This window comes from Brevundimonas sp. SPF441, assembly GCF_009661015.1.
GTDB classification, from domain to species: Bacteria; Pseudomonadota; Alphaproteobacteria; order Caulobacterales; family Caulobacteraceae; genus Brevundimonas; species Brevundimonas vesicularis.
In genome coordinates, this window is sequence record NZ_WJWX01000001.1 from 1 (window position 1) to 14,348 (window position 14,348).

9 protein-coding genes and 1 pseudogene are annotated in these 14,348 nt (G+C 68.9%); 9 read left to right on the forward strand and 1 reads right to left on the reverse strand.

The genetic code is table 11. The features are described from left to right. Positions 1-67 precede the first annotated feature (67 nt). The 9 genes and pseudogenes from GGC30_RS00005 (at position 68) to GGC30_RS00045 (ending at position 13,879) form a co-directional block, all read left to right on the forward strand. Entirely contained in the window at positions 68-2,140 is a 2,073-nt protein-coding gene (locus GGC30_RS00005) for a chromosome partitioning protein ParB (protein ID WP_183217207.1), read from the forward strand. Between the two features lie 156 nt (positions 2,141-2,296). Then, positions 2,297-4,654: pseudogene (locus GGC30_RS00010) on the forward strand (strawberry notch-like NTP hydrolase domain-containing protein); the annotation flags it as partial. 215 nt (positions 4,655-4,869) lie between these two features. Further along, complete coding sequence (locus tag GGC30_RS00015) at positions 4,870-5,268, forward strand: hypothetical protein (protein ID WP_153921560.1); 399 nt, start codon at positions 4,870-4,872, stop codon at positions 5,266-5,268. A 48-nt stretch (positions 5,269-5,316) separates the two neighbouring features. Next, on the forward strand, positions 5,317-6,621 hold the full coding sequence (locus GGC30_RS00020; RefSeq protein ID WP_228763500.1) for a TolC family protein: 1,305 nt from the start codon (positions 5,317-5,319) through the stop codon (positions 6,619-6,621). Continuing rightward, positions 6,618-7,874 (forward strand): efflux RND transporter periplasmic adaptor subunit, encoded by a 1,257-nt coding sequence (locus tag GGC30_RS00025; protein WP_153921563.1) that lies wholly within the window; start codon positions 6,618-6,620, stop codon positions 7,872-7,874. Before GGC30_RS00020 ends, GGC30_RS00025 begins: the two co-directional genes overlap by 4 nt. A 14-nt stretch (positions 7,875-7,888) precedes the next feature. Next, positions 7,889-11,077, forward strand: a complete 3,189-nt coding sequence (locus tag GGC30_RS00030; RefSeq protein WP_153921566.1) for an efflux RND transporter permease subunit — start codon at positions 7,889-7,891, stop codon at positions 11,075-11,077. Positions 11,078-11,115: 38 nt separating this feature from the next. Beyond that, positions 11,116-11,847 (forward strand): HupE/UreJ family protein, encoded by a 732-nt coding sequence (locus GGC30_RS00035; protein ID WP_153921569.1) that lies wholly within the window; start codon positions 11,116-11,118, stop codon positions 11,845-11,847. 14 nt (positions 11,848-11,861) lie between these two features. Continuing rightward, positions 11,862-12,491 (forward strand): transmembrane anchor protein, encoded by a 630-nt coding sequence (locus tag GGC30_RS00040; RefSeq protein WP_153921572.1) that lies wholly within the window; start codon positions 11,862-11,864, stop codon positions 12,489-12,491. A gap of 62 nt (positions 12,492-12,553) precedes the next feature. Beyond that, a complete protein-coding gene (locus GGC30_RS00045) occupies positions 12,554-13,879 on the forward strand; it encodes an MFS transporter (protein ID WP_153921575.1) in 1,326 nt (441 codons plus the stop codon). A gap of 49 nt (positions 13,880-13,928) precedes the next feature. Here the strand turns inward: GGC30_RS00045 and GGC30_RS00050 are convergent, their stop codons facing one another. Further along, positions 13,929-14,339 (reverse strand): MerR family transcriptional regulator, encoded by a 411-nt coding sequence (locus tag GGC30_RS00050; RefSeq protein WP_153921578.1) that lies wholly within the window; start codon positions 14,337-14,339, stop codon positions 13,929-13,931. Between the last annotated feature and the right edge of the window lie 9 nt (positions 14,340-14,348).

Consider the following 14,348-nt stretch of genomic DNA (forward strand, 5'->3'; position numbering starts at 1 on the left):
GGGGAACGGCGCATGGGGGATCTCCAACCGGGGCGGGGATAGGCCCCGCCCCGGTTGGAGATCCCCCATGCGCCGTTCCCCTTCCACCGCACTCGCCCTCGTCCCCACTCCCGTCCAGGCCGCCGCCGCGCGCGACCGAAGAACCGTCGCCTTGCGGAACACCGATATCGCGCCCGAGAACCTTCGCTACAAAGAGCCGCCGGACGAGGACATTCCTCTGCTCGCCGAGACCCTGATCGCGGCGGGTCAGCTTCAGGCGCTGACCGTTCGCCCGGGGCGTGGCAAGAAGGAACAGCCTCATATGGCTCTGGACGGACGGCGCCGGATCCTGGCCTTCCGACACCTGCTCGATCAGGGCCGGATCGACGAGGACTTCCCGGTCGACATCGTCGTCGAGACCGACCCCAAGCGTCAGGCGGCGGCCGTGCTGCTGACGAATACCGCCGTGCCCGTCCATGTCGCGGACGTCATCGCCGCGATCGGACGGATGCTGAAGGGCAAACTCGGCGTTCCGGTCATCGCCAAGGCGCTCGGCTACGCCGAACTCGACGTCAAGCGTCTGGCAGCTCTCTCGGCCTTGCCGCAGATTGCCTTGGAAGCTTTGAAGATGGGTCGATTGAACCTGCGTCAGGCCAAGCTGCTGGCCCGGCTTCCCGACAAGGCGGAACAGGCCGACCTCGCCCGGATGGCGCTGGACGGCCATGGCTTCCAGGACTGGCGGGTGACCGAGAAGCTCGACGAGGGCCGGGTCACCGCACGCGACCCGCGCTGCGCCCTCGTCGGTCCCGAGCGGTACGCGGCGGCTGGCGGTCGAACGGAGACCGACCTGTTCGGTGAAATGGCCCCCGTCCTGCTCGATCCGGCGATCCTCACGGAGGTTTGGACGACGCGGGCCCGCGAAATCGCCAGGGCGTTCGAGGCCGAGGGCCTGACCGTTCACGTCACGGCCGGCCCTCGGCCGGACCTGCCCGACGACCTAGAGACGCTCGGCTACGTTTACGGCGGCATGCTGCCGGGCGCCGCCATGGCCCTCTACCGGGACGCACGCGACGCCTTCAACGCCGCGGCGGAAACCCTCTGCACGCTTTTGGCGGAGACCCCCGAGACGGAGGCCGTCGACGCCGCGATCGACGCCATGATCCGCGCCCGGCTGGTGATGGACCAGGCGGGTTGGCAAGGCCGCGTGGCGACCGTGCTCGTCCTGAGTCCCTCGAGCCGGACCGGTATCGAGGTCCAGTGCTACACGCCCGTGGAGCCGGAGGTCGAAGGTCAGGTCGAGGACGCCGAGGTGGTCCCGGCCGGGGCGCCGCCCCAGCCCGCCTACCGTCCGCCGGAGGTCGATGCGCCCGAGCCCGAAACGGAGGGTGTCAATCACGCCCTGCACGCGGTGCGCACCGATGTGGCGACACGCGGCCTGATACGCGCCCTCGCCGACGACCCGGGAACGGCCTTCACCGCCCTGATCGCCCGACTGTTCAACCAGGTCGCCGTCCGCTGCCCCGTCGTCCGGTCGGAATCGGCCCTGGCGGTGACCGCAGCCGGGTTCAATCCCACCGGAGGACGCATGATCGAGGCGCTTGACGGCGAGGTGCGCCAGAGACTCGGGGATCGTCGGGCCGCCTGGGAGGCCTCCGGCCAGACCGTCATCGCCTGGGTCGATGGTCTCGCCCACGGCGACAAGATGGCCCTGCTGGCTGAGCTGACGGCCTTGACCCTCGACCTCCGGGAGGACCGGACAAGCCTGATCCGGCGGGCCGCACGGGCCGAGGCCGCCGAACTGGCGGAACTCTGCGGGGCTGACATCGCCCTGCATTGGACGCCAGACGCCGAATTCCTGAAGTCGCATTCCAAGCCGCTGCTTTTAAGCATGCTGGAGCAAATGGGTGACGCCGATATCCGCGCCGCCTGCTTCAGGAAAATGGACCTCGTTCCCTGGGTCGAGGAGAAGGCGGCGGAGAAGGGCTGGGCGCCTGCGAGCCTGTCCTGGACGGCTCCGCCCGAGCCGGAAGTCTCCGAGGCGATGGAAGCCGAAAGTTCCGGTGAGGGTGCGGACTCGCCAACTCCGTCCGGGCAGGACGACGGCGCCGGCGCCTTCGAGGTGACGCCCGCGGGCCGCGCGGCGCTGACAGACGCGGCCTAGCGCGGCGGTCGTTGAGAAAGCCCGCTCCGGCTCCTCGCCGGGGCGGGCTTTCCGCGTGAGGTCTCGCTCGGCGAAAGGCGGAGGAAGGGCGGTCGAGGACGCGCCTGGAGGACCGGAGGGATGAGCCCGCCGCTCCGCGCGATCGGACCTCTCATCATGTCGGCATCTCCACGCTCCTTCACTCCGTCCTCAACCTCCCTGTCCCTGTTCGACGCGCCCTCAGCCGGCGACCGGGCCGCGAACGTCCTCGCCGTCGCCCGCGCCCTGTCCACGCATCTCGCGCGCTCGCGACCCCTGGACCGCAAGCTGGTCTCCAACGTCATGACCACCGGCTTCGGCGGCTCGGACGCGGAGGGCGTCTGGTCCTGGCGCGACGCCTATGAGGCGATCGAGGCGGCGACGGTGTTGCAGCTACGCCGGCTCGCGCCGCAGGTGGGCCGGCTCGAGGACGCCCCCGCCGAGATCGCCGCCCTGCTGGCGAGCGTGAGCGGCCTGGGTCTGACCCACAGCCGCCGCAGTGAGGAGCAGGTCGCGCTGGACCAGTTCTCCACCCCGCCGGAGCTGGCCGCGCTCGCCGTTCTTTCTGCTCAGGTCCGGCCGGGCGACCGGGTGCTGGAGCCGTCGACCGGCACCGGTCTGATCGCCGTCGTCGCGGAGGCCTGCGGCGGCGAACTGACCCTCAATGAGATCGGCGCCGGCCGGGCCGATCTACTCGACGGCCTTTTCCCGAGGGCGACGCGATCCCGTCACGACGGCCGCCACGTTCAGGATGTTCTGCCTAACGCCGGTCGCTTCGATGTCGCGGTCTGCAATCCGCCCTTCTCCGAGCTTGAAGCTCATCTGGTCGCCGCCTTCTCCGCCCTCGCCGACGGCGGACGCATGGCGGCCATCGTGCCGTTGACCGCCCTGGGCGATGACGCCCTGCTGGCGCGGCTGGGGTCGAAAGGCCGGATCCGCGCCCGGATCGCCTTTCCGTCACGCGCCTTCGCCAGACATGGCACGACCGTCGATACCGGCCTCCTCGTCGTCGACAGGACGGAGCCGGACGGACCCCCGCCGCCGCTGACGGGCGGCGAGGACCTCGCCGCTTGCGCCGCGCTGGCGGCCGCCGTGACGGGGCGCGCGGGCGTCAAACCGCGCGCCCGGCTGGAGGTGGCGGCGAGCGCCTTCCTGACCAGCCGCAACCGCTCGCTGGCGTTGCCGTCCGGCCGGCTGGGATTTCTGACCGGGGCGGCGCCGGTCGCCTACCAGTGTCGGCCCTGGGCGGGCGAGGGCCGGGATGTCGGTCTCTATCAGGCCCATCAGCTGGCCCGGATCGGTCTGCCGGAGGCCCGGCCGCATCCTTCGCCACTGGTGGAATCCGGGCCGATGGCGTCCGTCTCCCCGCCGGCTCCGACCTATCGGCCGGTCCTGCCGCCCGCTGTGCGGGACGAGGGACGGATCTCCGACGCCCAGACCGAAACCGTGATCTACGCCGGCGAGGCCCATGCCGGGAACTTGCCGGCCTGGTGGCGGCCGGGCGAGGTCGCGCACCAACTCTCCCTGTCGGACGAGGACGTCGAGGGCGGTTTTCAACTGCGCCGAGGTTTCTTCCTTGGCGACGGGACCGGTTGCGGCAAGGGCCGGGAGATCGCCGCCGTCATCGCCGACAACATGGCCCAGGGACGGGTCAAGGCGTTGTGGCTGTCCAAGAACGACGCCCTGCTGGAGGACGCGCGTCGTGACTGGGGCGCGATCGGCGGCGGCGCCCATGACATCCTGCCCCTGAGCAGCTGGAAGCTCGGCGAAGGCATCCGGCTGGACCGGGGCATCCTGTTCACCACCTACGCGACCTTGCGCCAGCCGGCCCGAGGCGAGAAGGCTTCGCGACTGGATCAGATCGTCGCCTGGCTGGGCGAGGACTTCGACGGCGTCATCGCCTTCGACGAGGCCCACGCCATGGCCAACGCGGCCGGCGGCGGAAAGGGCGCGCGGGGAGCCAGGAAGGCCTCCCTTCAGGGGATGGCGGGTCTGGCCCTGCAGAACCGCTTGCCGAAGGCGCGCGTGCTCTATGTCTCGGCGACCGGCGCCACGACGGCGGAGAATCTCGCCTACGCCTCGCGGCTCGGGCTGTGGGGCGGACCGGAGGCGCCGTTCGTCACCCGCGATGACTTCCTCGATGCCATGGACAAGGGCGGAGTCGCCGCCATGGAGCTTGTGGCGCGCGAGCTCAAGGCGCTCGGCCTCTATGTCGCGCGGTCCCTGTCGTTCGAGGGCGTCGAGTATGAGCCGCTCTTCCACGCCCTGACCGAGGACGACATCCGCATCTGGGACGCCTGGGCCGACGCCTTCCAGCTGATCCACGCCAACCTGGCCGAGGCGCTCAAGGCGACAGGCGTCAACGATGCGGAGGGCAAGGCGAAGAGCGGTCTCGCGGCGTCCGCGGTCCATTCTGCCTTCGAGGGCGCCAAGCTCCGCTTCTTCGGCCATCTGCTGGCCGGGCTGAAGGCGCCGACCCTGGCAGAGCGATTCCGAAGCGGGCGTCGTGATAGGTGAACCGTGAGATCGGCACGGAGTCGACCAAGCCCAGCGCGAGATCGACGAGCGTCTTGGGATCGACGCCTTCTGCAAACGTCAGCTTGCCCGTCCCGGCGACATCCCCGTAGCCCAGGGGCCGGTCCCTCCCAAAGTCTTCCAACTTGTGGCGTTGCAGTCTCGGATCAAACACGATACCGGCGGACGAGGCCATCTTGCACAAACTGATTCACGTCCTTTGCGCCCTCGTCTGCGTCGCCATCATCGGCGGCATGATGACCCGCGGCGTCTCGGATCTTCGCCACGACGTCTCGCACGCGTCTTCGGAGTTTGGCGACGAAATCGGCCACGATCACGCCGACATCCCGAGTGACGTGATCGAGATCTCGGCCGAACCGGCGGATGTCGATGCGCCTTCCGGAACCCTTCCCGTGGGCCACCACCATCACGGCGGTGGCGATAACCACGCGGCCCTTCCTGACCACCAGGTGGGTCTAATCGGTCTGGTGAACGCGCGCGGGCCTACGGCGACGCTCGGCGCGAGCCAATTGCCTGAAGGGCTCATTATCGATGGGCCCGAACACCCTCCAAAACAGCTGCACCTGATCGCCTGATCCGTCGCGGCCGCAGGGTCGCACGCGCACTGTTTTTTGGAGACTTCGTTGAAGAAGCACATGACCGGCCCTGCCGGGTCGTGGGCGCGTCTGGCCGTCGTTTCGACGCTGGCGCTCTCACTGGCGGGTCTTCCGCCGACTACCGTCGTCGCGCAGGACCGCGTGGCTGCGGAACCCCTGTCCCTCGCCGAGGCCCTGTCCCGGTCCGCCGCGTCCGATCCCGCCCAGGCGGGAGCGCAAGCGCGCGCCCGGGCCGGTGAGGCCGGAGTGCGCCAGGCGGATGTCCGCCCCAATCCCACCCTGGGGCTGACGGTCGAGAACCTGCCGACCATCGGCGGAGGCGGCATCGCCGACCGCACCGAGGCGACGCTGACCTATGAACAGCGCCTGGAGCGGGGCGGCGACCGGCCGGCACGGGTGTCGCTGGCGCGGGCCGAGGGGCGCGTCGTCCAGGCCGAAGCCGTCGTTCGGCGGCTCGATCGACTGGAAGTGGTGCAACGCGCCTGGGCCGAGGTCCTGGCGGCTCAGGCCGAACTGGAGATCGCCGCCGAGCGGCTTCAGCTGGCCGAGCGGTTCCAGGCCGAGGTGCAGCGTCGCGTCGACATGGCGAGAGATCCGTTGTTCGCCGGCGCCCGCGCCGAGGCTGAGCTCGCCCAGGCCCAGATCGATTTCGACCAGGCCGAGATTCAGGCTCGGCTGACCCGGGCGATCCTCTCTCGCTTCTGGTCCGGCGTTTCCGACTTCTCGCTGGAGCCGGCCGACTTTGTGGATACGAGCGCCTCGCGGGAGGTCGCAGGCGAGGTCGCCGAGGCGGACCTCATCGTCTTCACGGCACAGCGCGAGATCGCCGACGCCCGCGTGCGTGTCGAGCAGGCCCGGGCGACGCCGGACGCCACCGTCAGCGTCGGCGTCCGCAGCCTGTGGGATGACGGGGCCGTCGGCCTGGTCGTCGGCGGATCCATTCCGCTCGGCCGATACGACCGAAACCAGGGCGCGATCGACCGGGCGCGCGCCGAAGGGCTCGCGGCCGAAAGCGACCTGGCCGTGGCGCGTCAGGAGCGGGAACGGGAGATCGCCCGGCTTCAGGTCCAGCTCGCCTCGCGCGCACTGGAGGCCCGCCGCATTCAGGAGGAAACCCTGCCGCAAGCCGAGCGCGCCGTGGCCCTCGTCCGCGAGGGCTTCAACCGCGGCGGCTTCACCTACAACGACGTCATCAGCGCCCAGCGCGCCCTGCTCGAGACGCGGGCCCGGCGGGTCGCCGTCCTCAAGCAATTCCACATCGATCGCGCCCGCCTCGACCGGCTGACCGGCGCGCACGCTCCCCTCGTGGGCGTCACGGAGACCCAACCATGATCCGCTTCTCACCCTCGCGGCGACTGGTCGCCGTGTCCCTGATCTCGCTGGCTGTGGGCGTCGCGGCCTGCGGCCAGGGCGGAGCCACTGACCCTGCCGAAGCCGAGACCGAGGCCGGCGACTACGAGCGTGGTCCCCACAACGGCCGGATGCTGCGCGACGGCGATTTCGCCCTAGAAATCACCATCTTCGAGGAGGGGCCGGAGCCGCTGTATCGCCTCTATCCCTATCTGAAGGACAAGCCGCTCGATCCGCGCCAGGTTCAGGCGTCGATCGTCCTGACCCGCCTCGGGCCGAAGGTCGATCGCTTCGCTTTCACCGCGACCGAGGACTATCTGACCAGTCCGACCGTCGTGACCGAGCCGCATTCGTTCGATGTCGCGGTTGCGGCCAACCATGCGGGCCAGTCGCATCGCTGGACCTATCCTTCCTACGAGGGGCGCACGATCATCACGCCGGACGCCGCCCGCGCCGGCGGCGTGACCATTGAGCGCGCGGCGTCGGCCTATCTGGGCGAGTCGCTGCCGCTCCAGGGGCGGATCGAGATCACGCCCGAGGGCCAGAGCGAGGTCCATGCTCGCTACCCCGGTCGGGTCATGGCCCTGTCGGTCGAACTGGGCGACCGCGTCCGGCGCGGTCAGGTCGTGGCGCGCGTGGAGTCCAGTGAAAGCCTGCAGACCTATTCGATCACGGCGCCGATCTCCGGCGTCATCATGGCCAAGAACACCAACGTCGGGTCGATCACCGGCGGTGGAGATCCCATGCTGGTCATCGGCGACCCGAACCAGGTCCATGCCGAGTTCTTCCTCTATCCGCGCGACGCCGAACGGGTGCGGGTGGGCCAGCGGGTCGAGGTGCTGTCCCTCGCCGGGGATCACCGGATCATCGCGCCGGTCGAAGCCATCCTGCCGACGGCCGACATCACCAGCCAGACCCTGATCGCCCACGTCCATCTACCGTCGCAGAACGGCGCCTGGCGTCCCGGCCTCGGGGTGCGGGGCACGGTTCAGGTGGCGATGAGCGAAGTCCCGCTCGCCGTCCGGACCAAGGCCATCCAGCCGTTCCGGGACTTCCAGGTCGTCTACGCCAAGGTGGGCGACACCTATGAGGTGCGGATGCTCGAGCTCGGCCGCCGGACCCCGGAGTGGACCGAGGTGCTGGGCGGGCTCGAATCCGGAACGGAGTACGTCGTCGACGGCGCCTTCCTCATTCGCGCGGACATCGAGAAGTCCGGCGCGAGCCATGATCACTAGGGGGCGCGACGACCATGCTTGAACGCATCATCGCGCTGTCGATCCGGTTCCGCTGGATCGTCATGGCGCTCGTCCTCTTGGCCTGCGCGGTCGGGGTGTGGAGCTTCCAGCGGCTGCCCATCGACGCCACACCGGACATCACCAATGTCCAGGTCCAGATCAACACGGAGGCTCCCGGCTTCTCGCCGCTGGAGTCCGAACAACGCATCACCTTTCCGGTCGAGACCGCCATCGCCGGCGTGCCGGGTCTGCAGTACACGCGCTCGATCTCCCGTTATGGGCTGAGCCAGGTCACCGTCGTCTTCGAGGACGGGACCGACATCTATTTCGCCCGCCAGCTGGTCAATGAACGGCTGCAGGGCGCCCGGGATCAGCTGCCGCAAGGCGTCACCCCCGAACTCGGCCCCATCTCCACGGGACTGGGCGAGATCTTCATGTACACGGTCGTCGCCGACAAGGGCGCGCGCCGACCCGACGACGAACCCTATACGGCCGAGGACCTGCGCACCCTGCAGGACTGGGTGATCCGGCCGCAGCTGCGCAACACGCCCGGCGTGACCGAGGTCAACACCATCGGCGGCTATGAGCGGCAATATCATGTGACGCCGTGGCCCGATCGCCTGGCCGCCTATGGCGTCACCATGGCCGAAGTCGTCGCGGCGCTGGAGGCGAACAACGCCAATGTCGGCGCGGGCTACGTCGAGCGGTTCGGGGAACAGTATCTCGTCCGCGTCGCGGGTCAGGCCCAGACCGTCGAGGACCTCGGCGCCATCGTCGTGGCCAACCGCGGCGGGGCGCCCATCCGCGTCGCGGACGTGGCAGACGTCATCATGGGCGAGGAACTGCGCACCGGGGCGGCGACCCAGGACGGCGAGGAGATCGTGCTCGGCACGGTCTTCATGCTGGTCGGAGAGAACAGCCGTACCGTCGCCCGGGCCGCCGCCGCGCGACTCGAAGCGGCGGCCCGGTCCCTTCCGGCCGGGGTCAGCGCCGTGCCCGTCTATGACCGAACCGATCTGGTCGAACGGGCGGTTCACACCGTCGAGAAGAACCTGCTCGAAGGGGCGCTGCTGGTCATCGTGGTGCTGTTCCTGCTGCTGGGCAATATCCGCGCCGCCCTGATCACGGCGGCGGTCATCCCGGTGACCATGCTGATGACCATCACCGGCATGGTGCGGACCGGCACCTCCGGCAATCTCATGAGCCTCGGCGCGCTCGACTTCGGTCTGATCGTCGACGGGGCCGTCATCATCGTCGAGAACTGTCTGCGTCGCTTCGGCGAGGCCCAGCACCGGCTGGGTCGCACCCTGTCGCGTCAGGAACGGTTCGACCTGGCGGCCTCAGCGTCCAGCGAGGTGATCCGGCCATCCCTGTTCGGGGTGCTGATCATCACCCTGGTCTATGTGCCGATCTTCGCCCTGACCGGGGTCGAGGGAAAGATGTTCCACCCGATGGCGATCACCGTCGTCATGGCCCTGACCATCGCGCTCGTCCTGTCGCTGACCCTCGTGCCGGCGGCGGTGGCCATGTTCGTCACCGGCAAGGTCGAGGAGAAGGACAGCTTCATCATGCGGGGCGCGCGTCGGTTCTACGAACCCGCACTGGACGTGGCCCTGCGCCTGCGTGTGGCCTTCGTCGGCGTCGCCATCGCCCTGGTGGTGATCGCCGGCCTCGGCGCGTCGCGCATGGGGTCGGAGTTCATCCCGAACCTGGACGAGGGCGACATCGCCATGCATGCCCTGCGCATCCCCGGCACCAGCCTGAGCCAAGCGGTCGAGATGCAGACGGCGCTCGAACGGCGTTTGTCGCAGTTCCCGGAGGTCGAGCGGGTCTTCGCCAAGATCGGCACGGCCGAGGTCGCCACCGACCCCATGCCGCCGTCGGTCGCCGACACCTTCATCATGCTGAAGGACCGCAAGGACTGGCCGGATCCGCGCAAGCCCAGAACCGAACTGGTCGAGGAGATGCGGGCGGCCGTCGAACTGATCCCCGGCAACAATTACGAGTTCACCCAGCCGATCCAGATGCGGTTCAACGAACTGCTTTCCGGTGTTCGGGCCGATGTCGCCATCAAGGTGTTCGGGGACGATCTGGATCAGCTCCTGGAAGTCGGCAATGCGATCGAGGGCGTCATCGGCGGCATCGAAGGCGCCCAGGACGTATCGGTCGAACAGGTCACCGGCCTGCCGGTGCTGCAGATCACGCCTGATCGGGCGGCGCTCGCCCGGCTCGGCCTCAGCCTCGACGACGTGCAGCAGGTCGTGGCCGCCTCCATCGGCGGCGCCACGGCCGGTCAGGTGTTCGAGGGCGACCGCCGGTTCGACGTGGTGGTCCGCCTGCCCGAGGACATGCGTCAGGACACCGAAGCGATCGGACGGTTGCAGGTTCCGCTGCCTTCCAACGGAGGCGGCGTCCGGGCCTTCATTCCGTTGGAGGAGGTGGCCACCATCGTCGTCGAGAAGGGGCCCAACCAGATCAGCCGGGAGGATGGCAAGCGACGGGTGGTCGTCACCGCAAACGTCCGCGGACGCGACCTCGGCTCCTTCATCGCCGAGGCCCAGGCCAAGGTCGGCGCAGAGGTCGAGGTCCCGGCCGGCTACTGGATCAGCTATGGCGGCACCTTCGAGCAGCTGATTTCGGCGGCCAAGCGGCTGCAGCTGGTCGTGCCGGTCGTGCTGCTGCTGATCTTCGGCCTGCTGTTCGCCCTGTTCCGATCGGTGAAGGACAGCGCCATCGTCTTCTCCGGCGTGCCTTTGGCCCTGACCGGCGGCGTGGCGGCGCTGGCGCTGCGGGGCCTGCCGCTGTCGATCTCGGCGGCGGTCGGCTTCATCGCCCTGTCCGGCGTGGCGGTGCTCAACGGCGTGGTCATGGTCAGCTTCATCCGGGGCCTGATCGAGGAGGGTAGGCCGCTCAGGGCCGCGATCCGGGAAGGGGCCCTGACCCGGCTGCGGCCGGTGTTGATGACCGCCCTGGTCGCCAGCCTGGGCTTCGTGCCGATGGCGCTCAACGTCGGCGCCGGGGCCGAGGTACAGCGTCCCCTCGCCACGGTCGTGATCGGCGGAATCATTTCCTCGACGATCCTGACCCTGCTGATCCTGCCGGCGCTCTACAGCCTGGTGCACGGCCGTGACCGGCCCGAGGACCGTCCGCGTCCAGCCTGGCTGGATCACCTCCCGTTCCGCCCCAAGCGAGGCGCCCGATGACGCGCGCCTCGTCTCCCACCCCCTCACGAAAGGTCATCATGGCTGTGGCAAGTCGCCCCGACCCCGTGTCGTGGCTCAAATCACCGGCGACGGCCCTGCTCGCCATCCTGTTGTTTTTCGTGATCGACGGCGCCGTGAGCCAGGCCTTGGCCCACGGGGTCGCCGAGGGCGACAAGGGCTATATCCAGGAGACCTCGGGCTTCCTGTTCTGGCCGTTCGTCTATCTCGGGGCCAAGCATATGGTCACCGGTTACGACCACCTGCTTTTCCTGCTCGGCGTGATCTTCTTCCTCTACCGGATGAAGGACATCAGCCTCTATGTGACGCTGTTCGCCCTCGGCCATTCCTCGACCCTGCTGCTGGGCGTGCTGACCGACATCAGCGTGTCCAGTTATCTGGTCGATGCGATCATCGGCCTGTCGGTCGTCTACAAGGCCCTCGACAACATGGGGGCCTATCAGCGCTGGTTCGGGTTCCAGCCCTCGACCAGGGCGGCCACCCTGGTCTTCGGCCTGTTCCACGGTTTCGGCCTGGCGACCAAGCTGCAGGACTTCAACCTGTCGCCCGACGGCGTGATCGGCAATCTGGTGGCCTTCAACATCGGCGTCGAGGCGGGACAGCTCCTGGCGCTCGGCGCCATCCTCATTGTCATGGGCTTCTGGAGGAAGACCTCCGGCTTCTGGCGGCATGCCTATGCCGCCAACGTCGTCCTCATGACCCTCGGCTTCATCCTCGCGGGCTATCAGCTCGTCGGCTTCTTCGCCGCCTGACCGGAGATCTGATCATGTACAACGCCCACAAACCCGATGCGTCCGAACTCCCGTCCACCGGCAGGCTGCTCAGATCTACCGGCATCGCCGTCGTCGTGGCCTCGGCGGTGCTCGTCACCGCCGTCCTTCCCGCCGAATACGGCGTCGATCCGACCCGGATCGGCTCCTTGCTCGGCCTGACGGAGATGGGACGCATCAAGCGGCAACTCGCCGCCGAGGCGGAAGCTGAGGCCGCCGGAACGGCTGGAGCGACGCCCGTTGCCGCAACGGCGGTCACCCCTGCGAACGGCCCGACGGCCGCCGACGCGGCGCCGTCGTCCCAGCCGGGTCAGCGGACCGATCAGACGGTGCTGACCCTCGCGTTGGATCAGGGCGCGGAAATCAAGCTGGTGATGGCCGAGGGCGCCCGGGTCCGCTTCACCTGGACCAGCAGCGGCGGCCGCATCAACTACGACACCCATGCGGACCGTCCCGGAACGCCGTATCACGGCTACGGCAAGGGATCCGAGCAGCGGGTCGAGGGCGAGCTGGTCGCCGCCTTCGACGGCAGTCACGGCTGGTTCTGGCGCAACCGCACCGGCGAACCCGTGACCATCACCCTGGAGACCTCGGGCGCCTACTCCGAGGTGAAACGGGTGGTCTGATCCTTGGCGCGGCGACCTGTTTCGACGGGTCGCCGCGCCGTCGCTTCCAAGGAGACGTTCGAATGTTCTCGCCGCTCCGCCACGCCGGCTACCGTCATCTCTTCATCGCCCAGGTCTCGGCGCTGCTGGGGACCGGCATGGCCACTGTGGCCCTCAGTCTCCTCGCGCACGACCTCGCGGGCGCGCGGGCGGGCGAGATCCTCGGGGCCGCCCTGGCCATCAAGATGGTCGCCTATATCGGCGTGGCTCCCTTCGCCAGCGCCCTGGCGGCGCGACTGCCCAGGAAGACCCTGCTGGTCTGCCTGGACCTGGTCCGCGCCGGGGTGGCGGCGTGCCTGCCGTTCGTCGGCGAGGCCTGGCAGGTCTACGCCCTGATGACCGTCCTCTATGTGGCGTCGGCGGCCTTCACCCCGGCCTTCCAGGCCATGATCCCAGATCTGCTGCCGGACGAGGCGAAGTACACCAAGGCGCTGTCGCTATCGCGCCTGGCGGCGGACATGGAAAGCGTGGCCAGCCCTGTGCTCGCCGCCGTGCTGCTCGCCTTCATCAGCTACAACAATCTGTTCGCCGGCACCGCGATCGGCTTCGGGATCTCGGCGCTGTTCGTGATCACGGCGGCCTTGCCGGCTCTGGCACGGGCCGCGCCGCAGCCCTTCGTTCAACGGCTGACCGGCGGCCTGCGTCTGTTCCTGTTCACACCCCGGCTGCGAGGCCTTCTGGCCATCAGCCTGGCCACGGCGGCGGGCGGGGCGATGGTGTTCGTCAACACCGTCGTCCTGGTGCAGTCCCGCTTCGGTCTATCCGACCAGGCGGCGGCCTGGGCCCTGGCGGCCTTCGGCGGCGGGTCGATCACCGCCGCCGTCTTCCTGCCGCGGCTTCTGAGCCGAACGACCGACCGTCTGGCGATGACGACAGGCGCGGGCCTCATGACCGTGGCATTGTTGGCCGGTCCCTGGGTGGCGGTCTCCTATCCCACGCTGCTCATCCTCTGGACCGTCATGGGTTTCGGCTACTCCCTGACGATCACCCCGGCCGGACGCGCGCTTCGCCGCTCTTCGACGGCCGGCGATCGGCCCGCCTTGTTCGCGGCTCAGTTCGCCCTGTCCCACGCCTGCTGGCTGATCGCCTATCCGGTCGCCGGTCTGGTCAGCGCCGAGGCGCAGCCGGGCGCCGCCTTTCTGGTGCTCGCCGCGCTCTGTGCCGTCGGGACGGTGCTCGGGTTGGTGGTCTGGCCCGCCCGGGATCCGGACGCGCTGGCCCACGCTCATGACGATCTAGACGACGACGATCCTCATCTCTCCGAGGGGCGCTCGGGGGAGGGGCGGAGCCATGCGCATCACTATGTGATCGATGATCGACACCGCCGTTGGCCGAATGAGCCGGGTTAGGTCGGTCGGGTGACGCTGAGTCTGATCTCCGAAGGACGTCGGCCTTCAGTCAGGTTTGTTCGCCCTGAAACGTCGCAATGATCGGACAAGGCCCTGTGTCCTTGGACTGACAGGCTTGTGCCAGACGTCTCAGGGCTGCGCGCGCCTGCTCCAGATCGGAAATGGTGCGATCTAGGGCCGCCAACCGTTCGGCGGCCAACTCCCGCGCCCGAATACGGTCCTCGCCCGCGTCCAGGGATAGCAGTTCCTTGATCTGGTCGAGCGTGAACCCAGCGACCTGGGCCGACCGGATGAACCTGAGCCGGCGCACATCGTCCTCGCCATAGCGGCGGATCCCGCCGGTCCCGTCGCTGGACCAGCGGTCCGGCGTCGGGATCAAACCTCGTCGTTGATAGAAACGCACGGTCTCGACCCCCACGCCGCCCTCTCGCGCCAGTCCGGCGATCGTCCGAACCTTCATGCTTGACTC

What these genes read in the sequence shown, in the direction of transcription:
- GGC30_RS00025 (WP_153921563.1), top strand. Translation starts at nt 6,618, where the DNA reads ATGATCCGCTTCTCACCCTCGCGGCGACTGGTCGCCGTGTCCCTGATC.
- GGC30_RS00035 (WP_153921569.1), top strand. Translation starts at nt 11,116, where the DNA reads ATGGCTGTGGCAAGTCGCCCCGACCCCGTGTCGTGGCTCAAATCACCG.
- GGC30_RS00050 (WP_153921578.1), bottom strand. Translation starts at nt 14,339, where the DNA reads ATGAAGGTTCGGACGATCGCCGGACTGGCGCGAGAGGGCGGCGTGGGG.
- GGC30_RS00040 (WP_153921572.1), top strand. Translation starts at nt 11,862, where the DNA reads ATGTACAACGCCCACAAACCCGATGCGTCCGAACTCCCGTCCACCGGC.
- GGC30_RS00030 (WP_153921566.1), top strand. Translation starts at nt 7,889, where the DNA reads ATGCTTGAACGCATCATCGCGCTGTCGATCCGGTTCCGCTGGATCGTC.
- GGC30_RS00005 (WP_183217207.1), top strand. Translation starts at nt 68, where the DNA reads ATGCGCCGTTCCCCTTCCACCGCACTCGCCCTCGTCCCCACTCCCGTC.
- GGC30_RS00045 (WP_153921575.1), top strand. Translation starts at nt 12,554, where the DNA reads ATGTTCTCGCCGCTCCGCCACGCCGGCTACCGTCATCTCTTCATCGCC.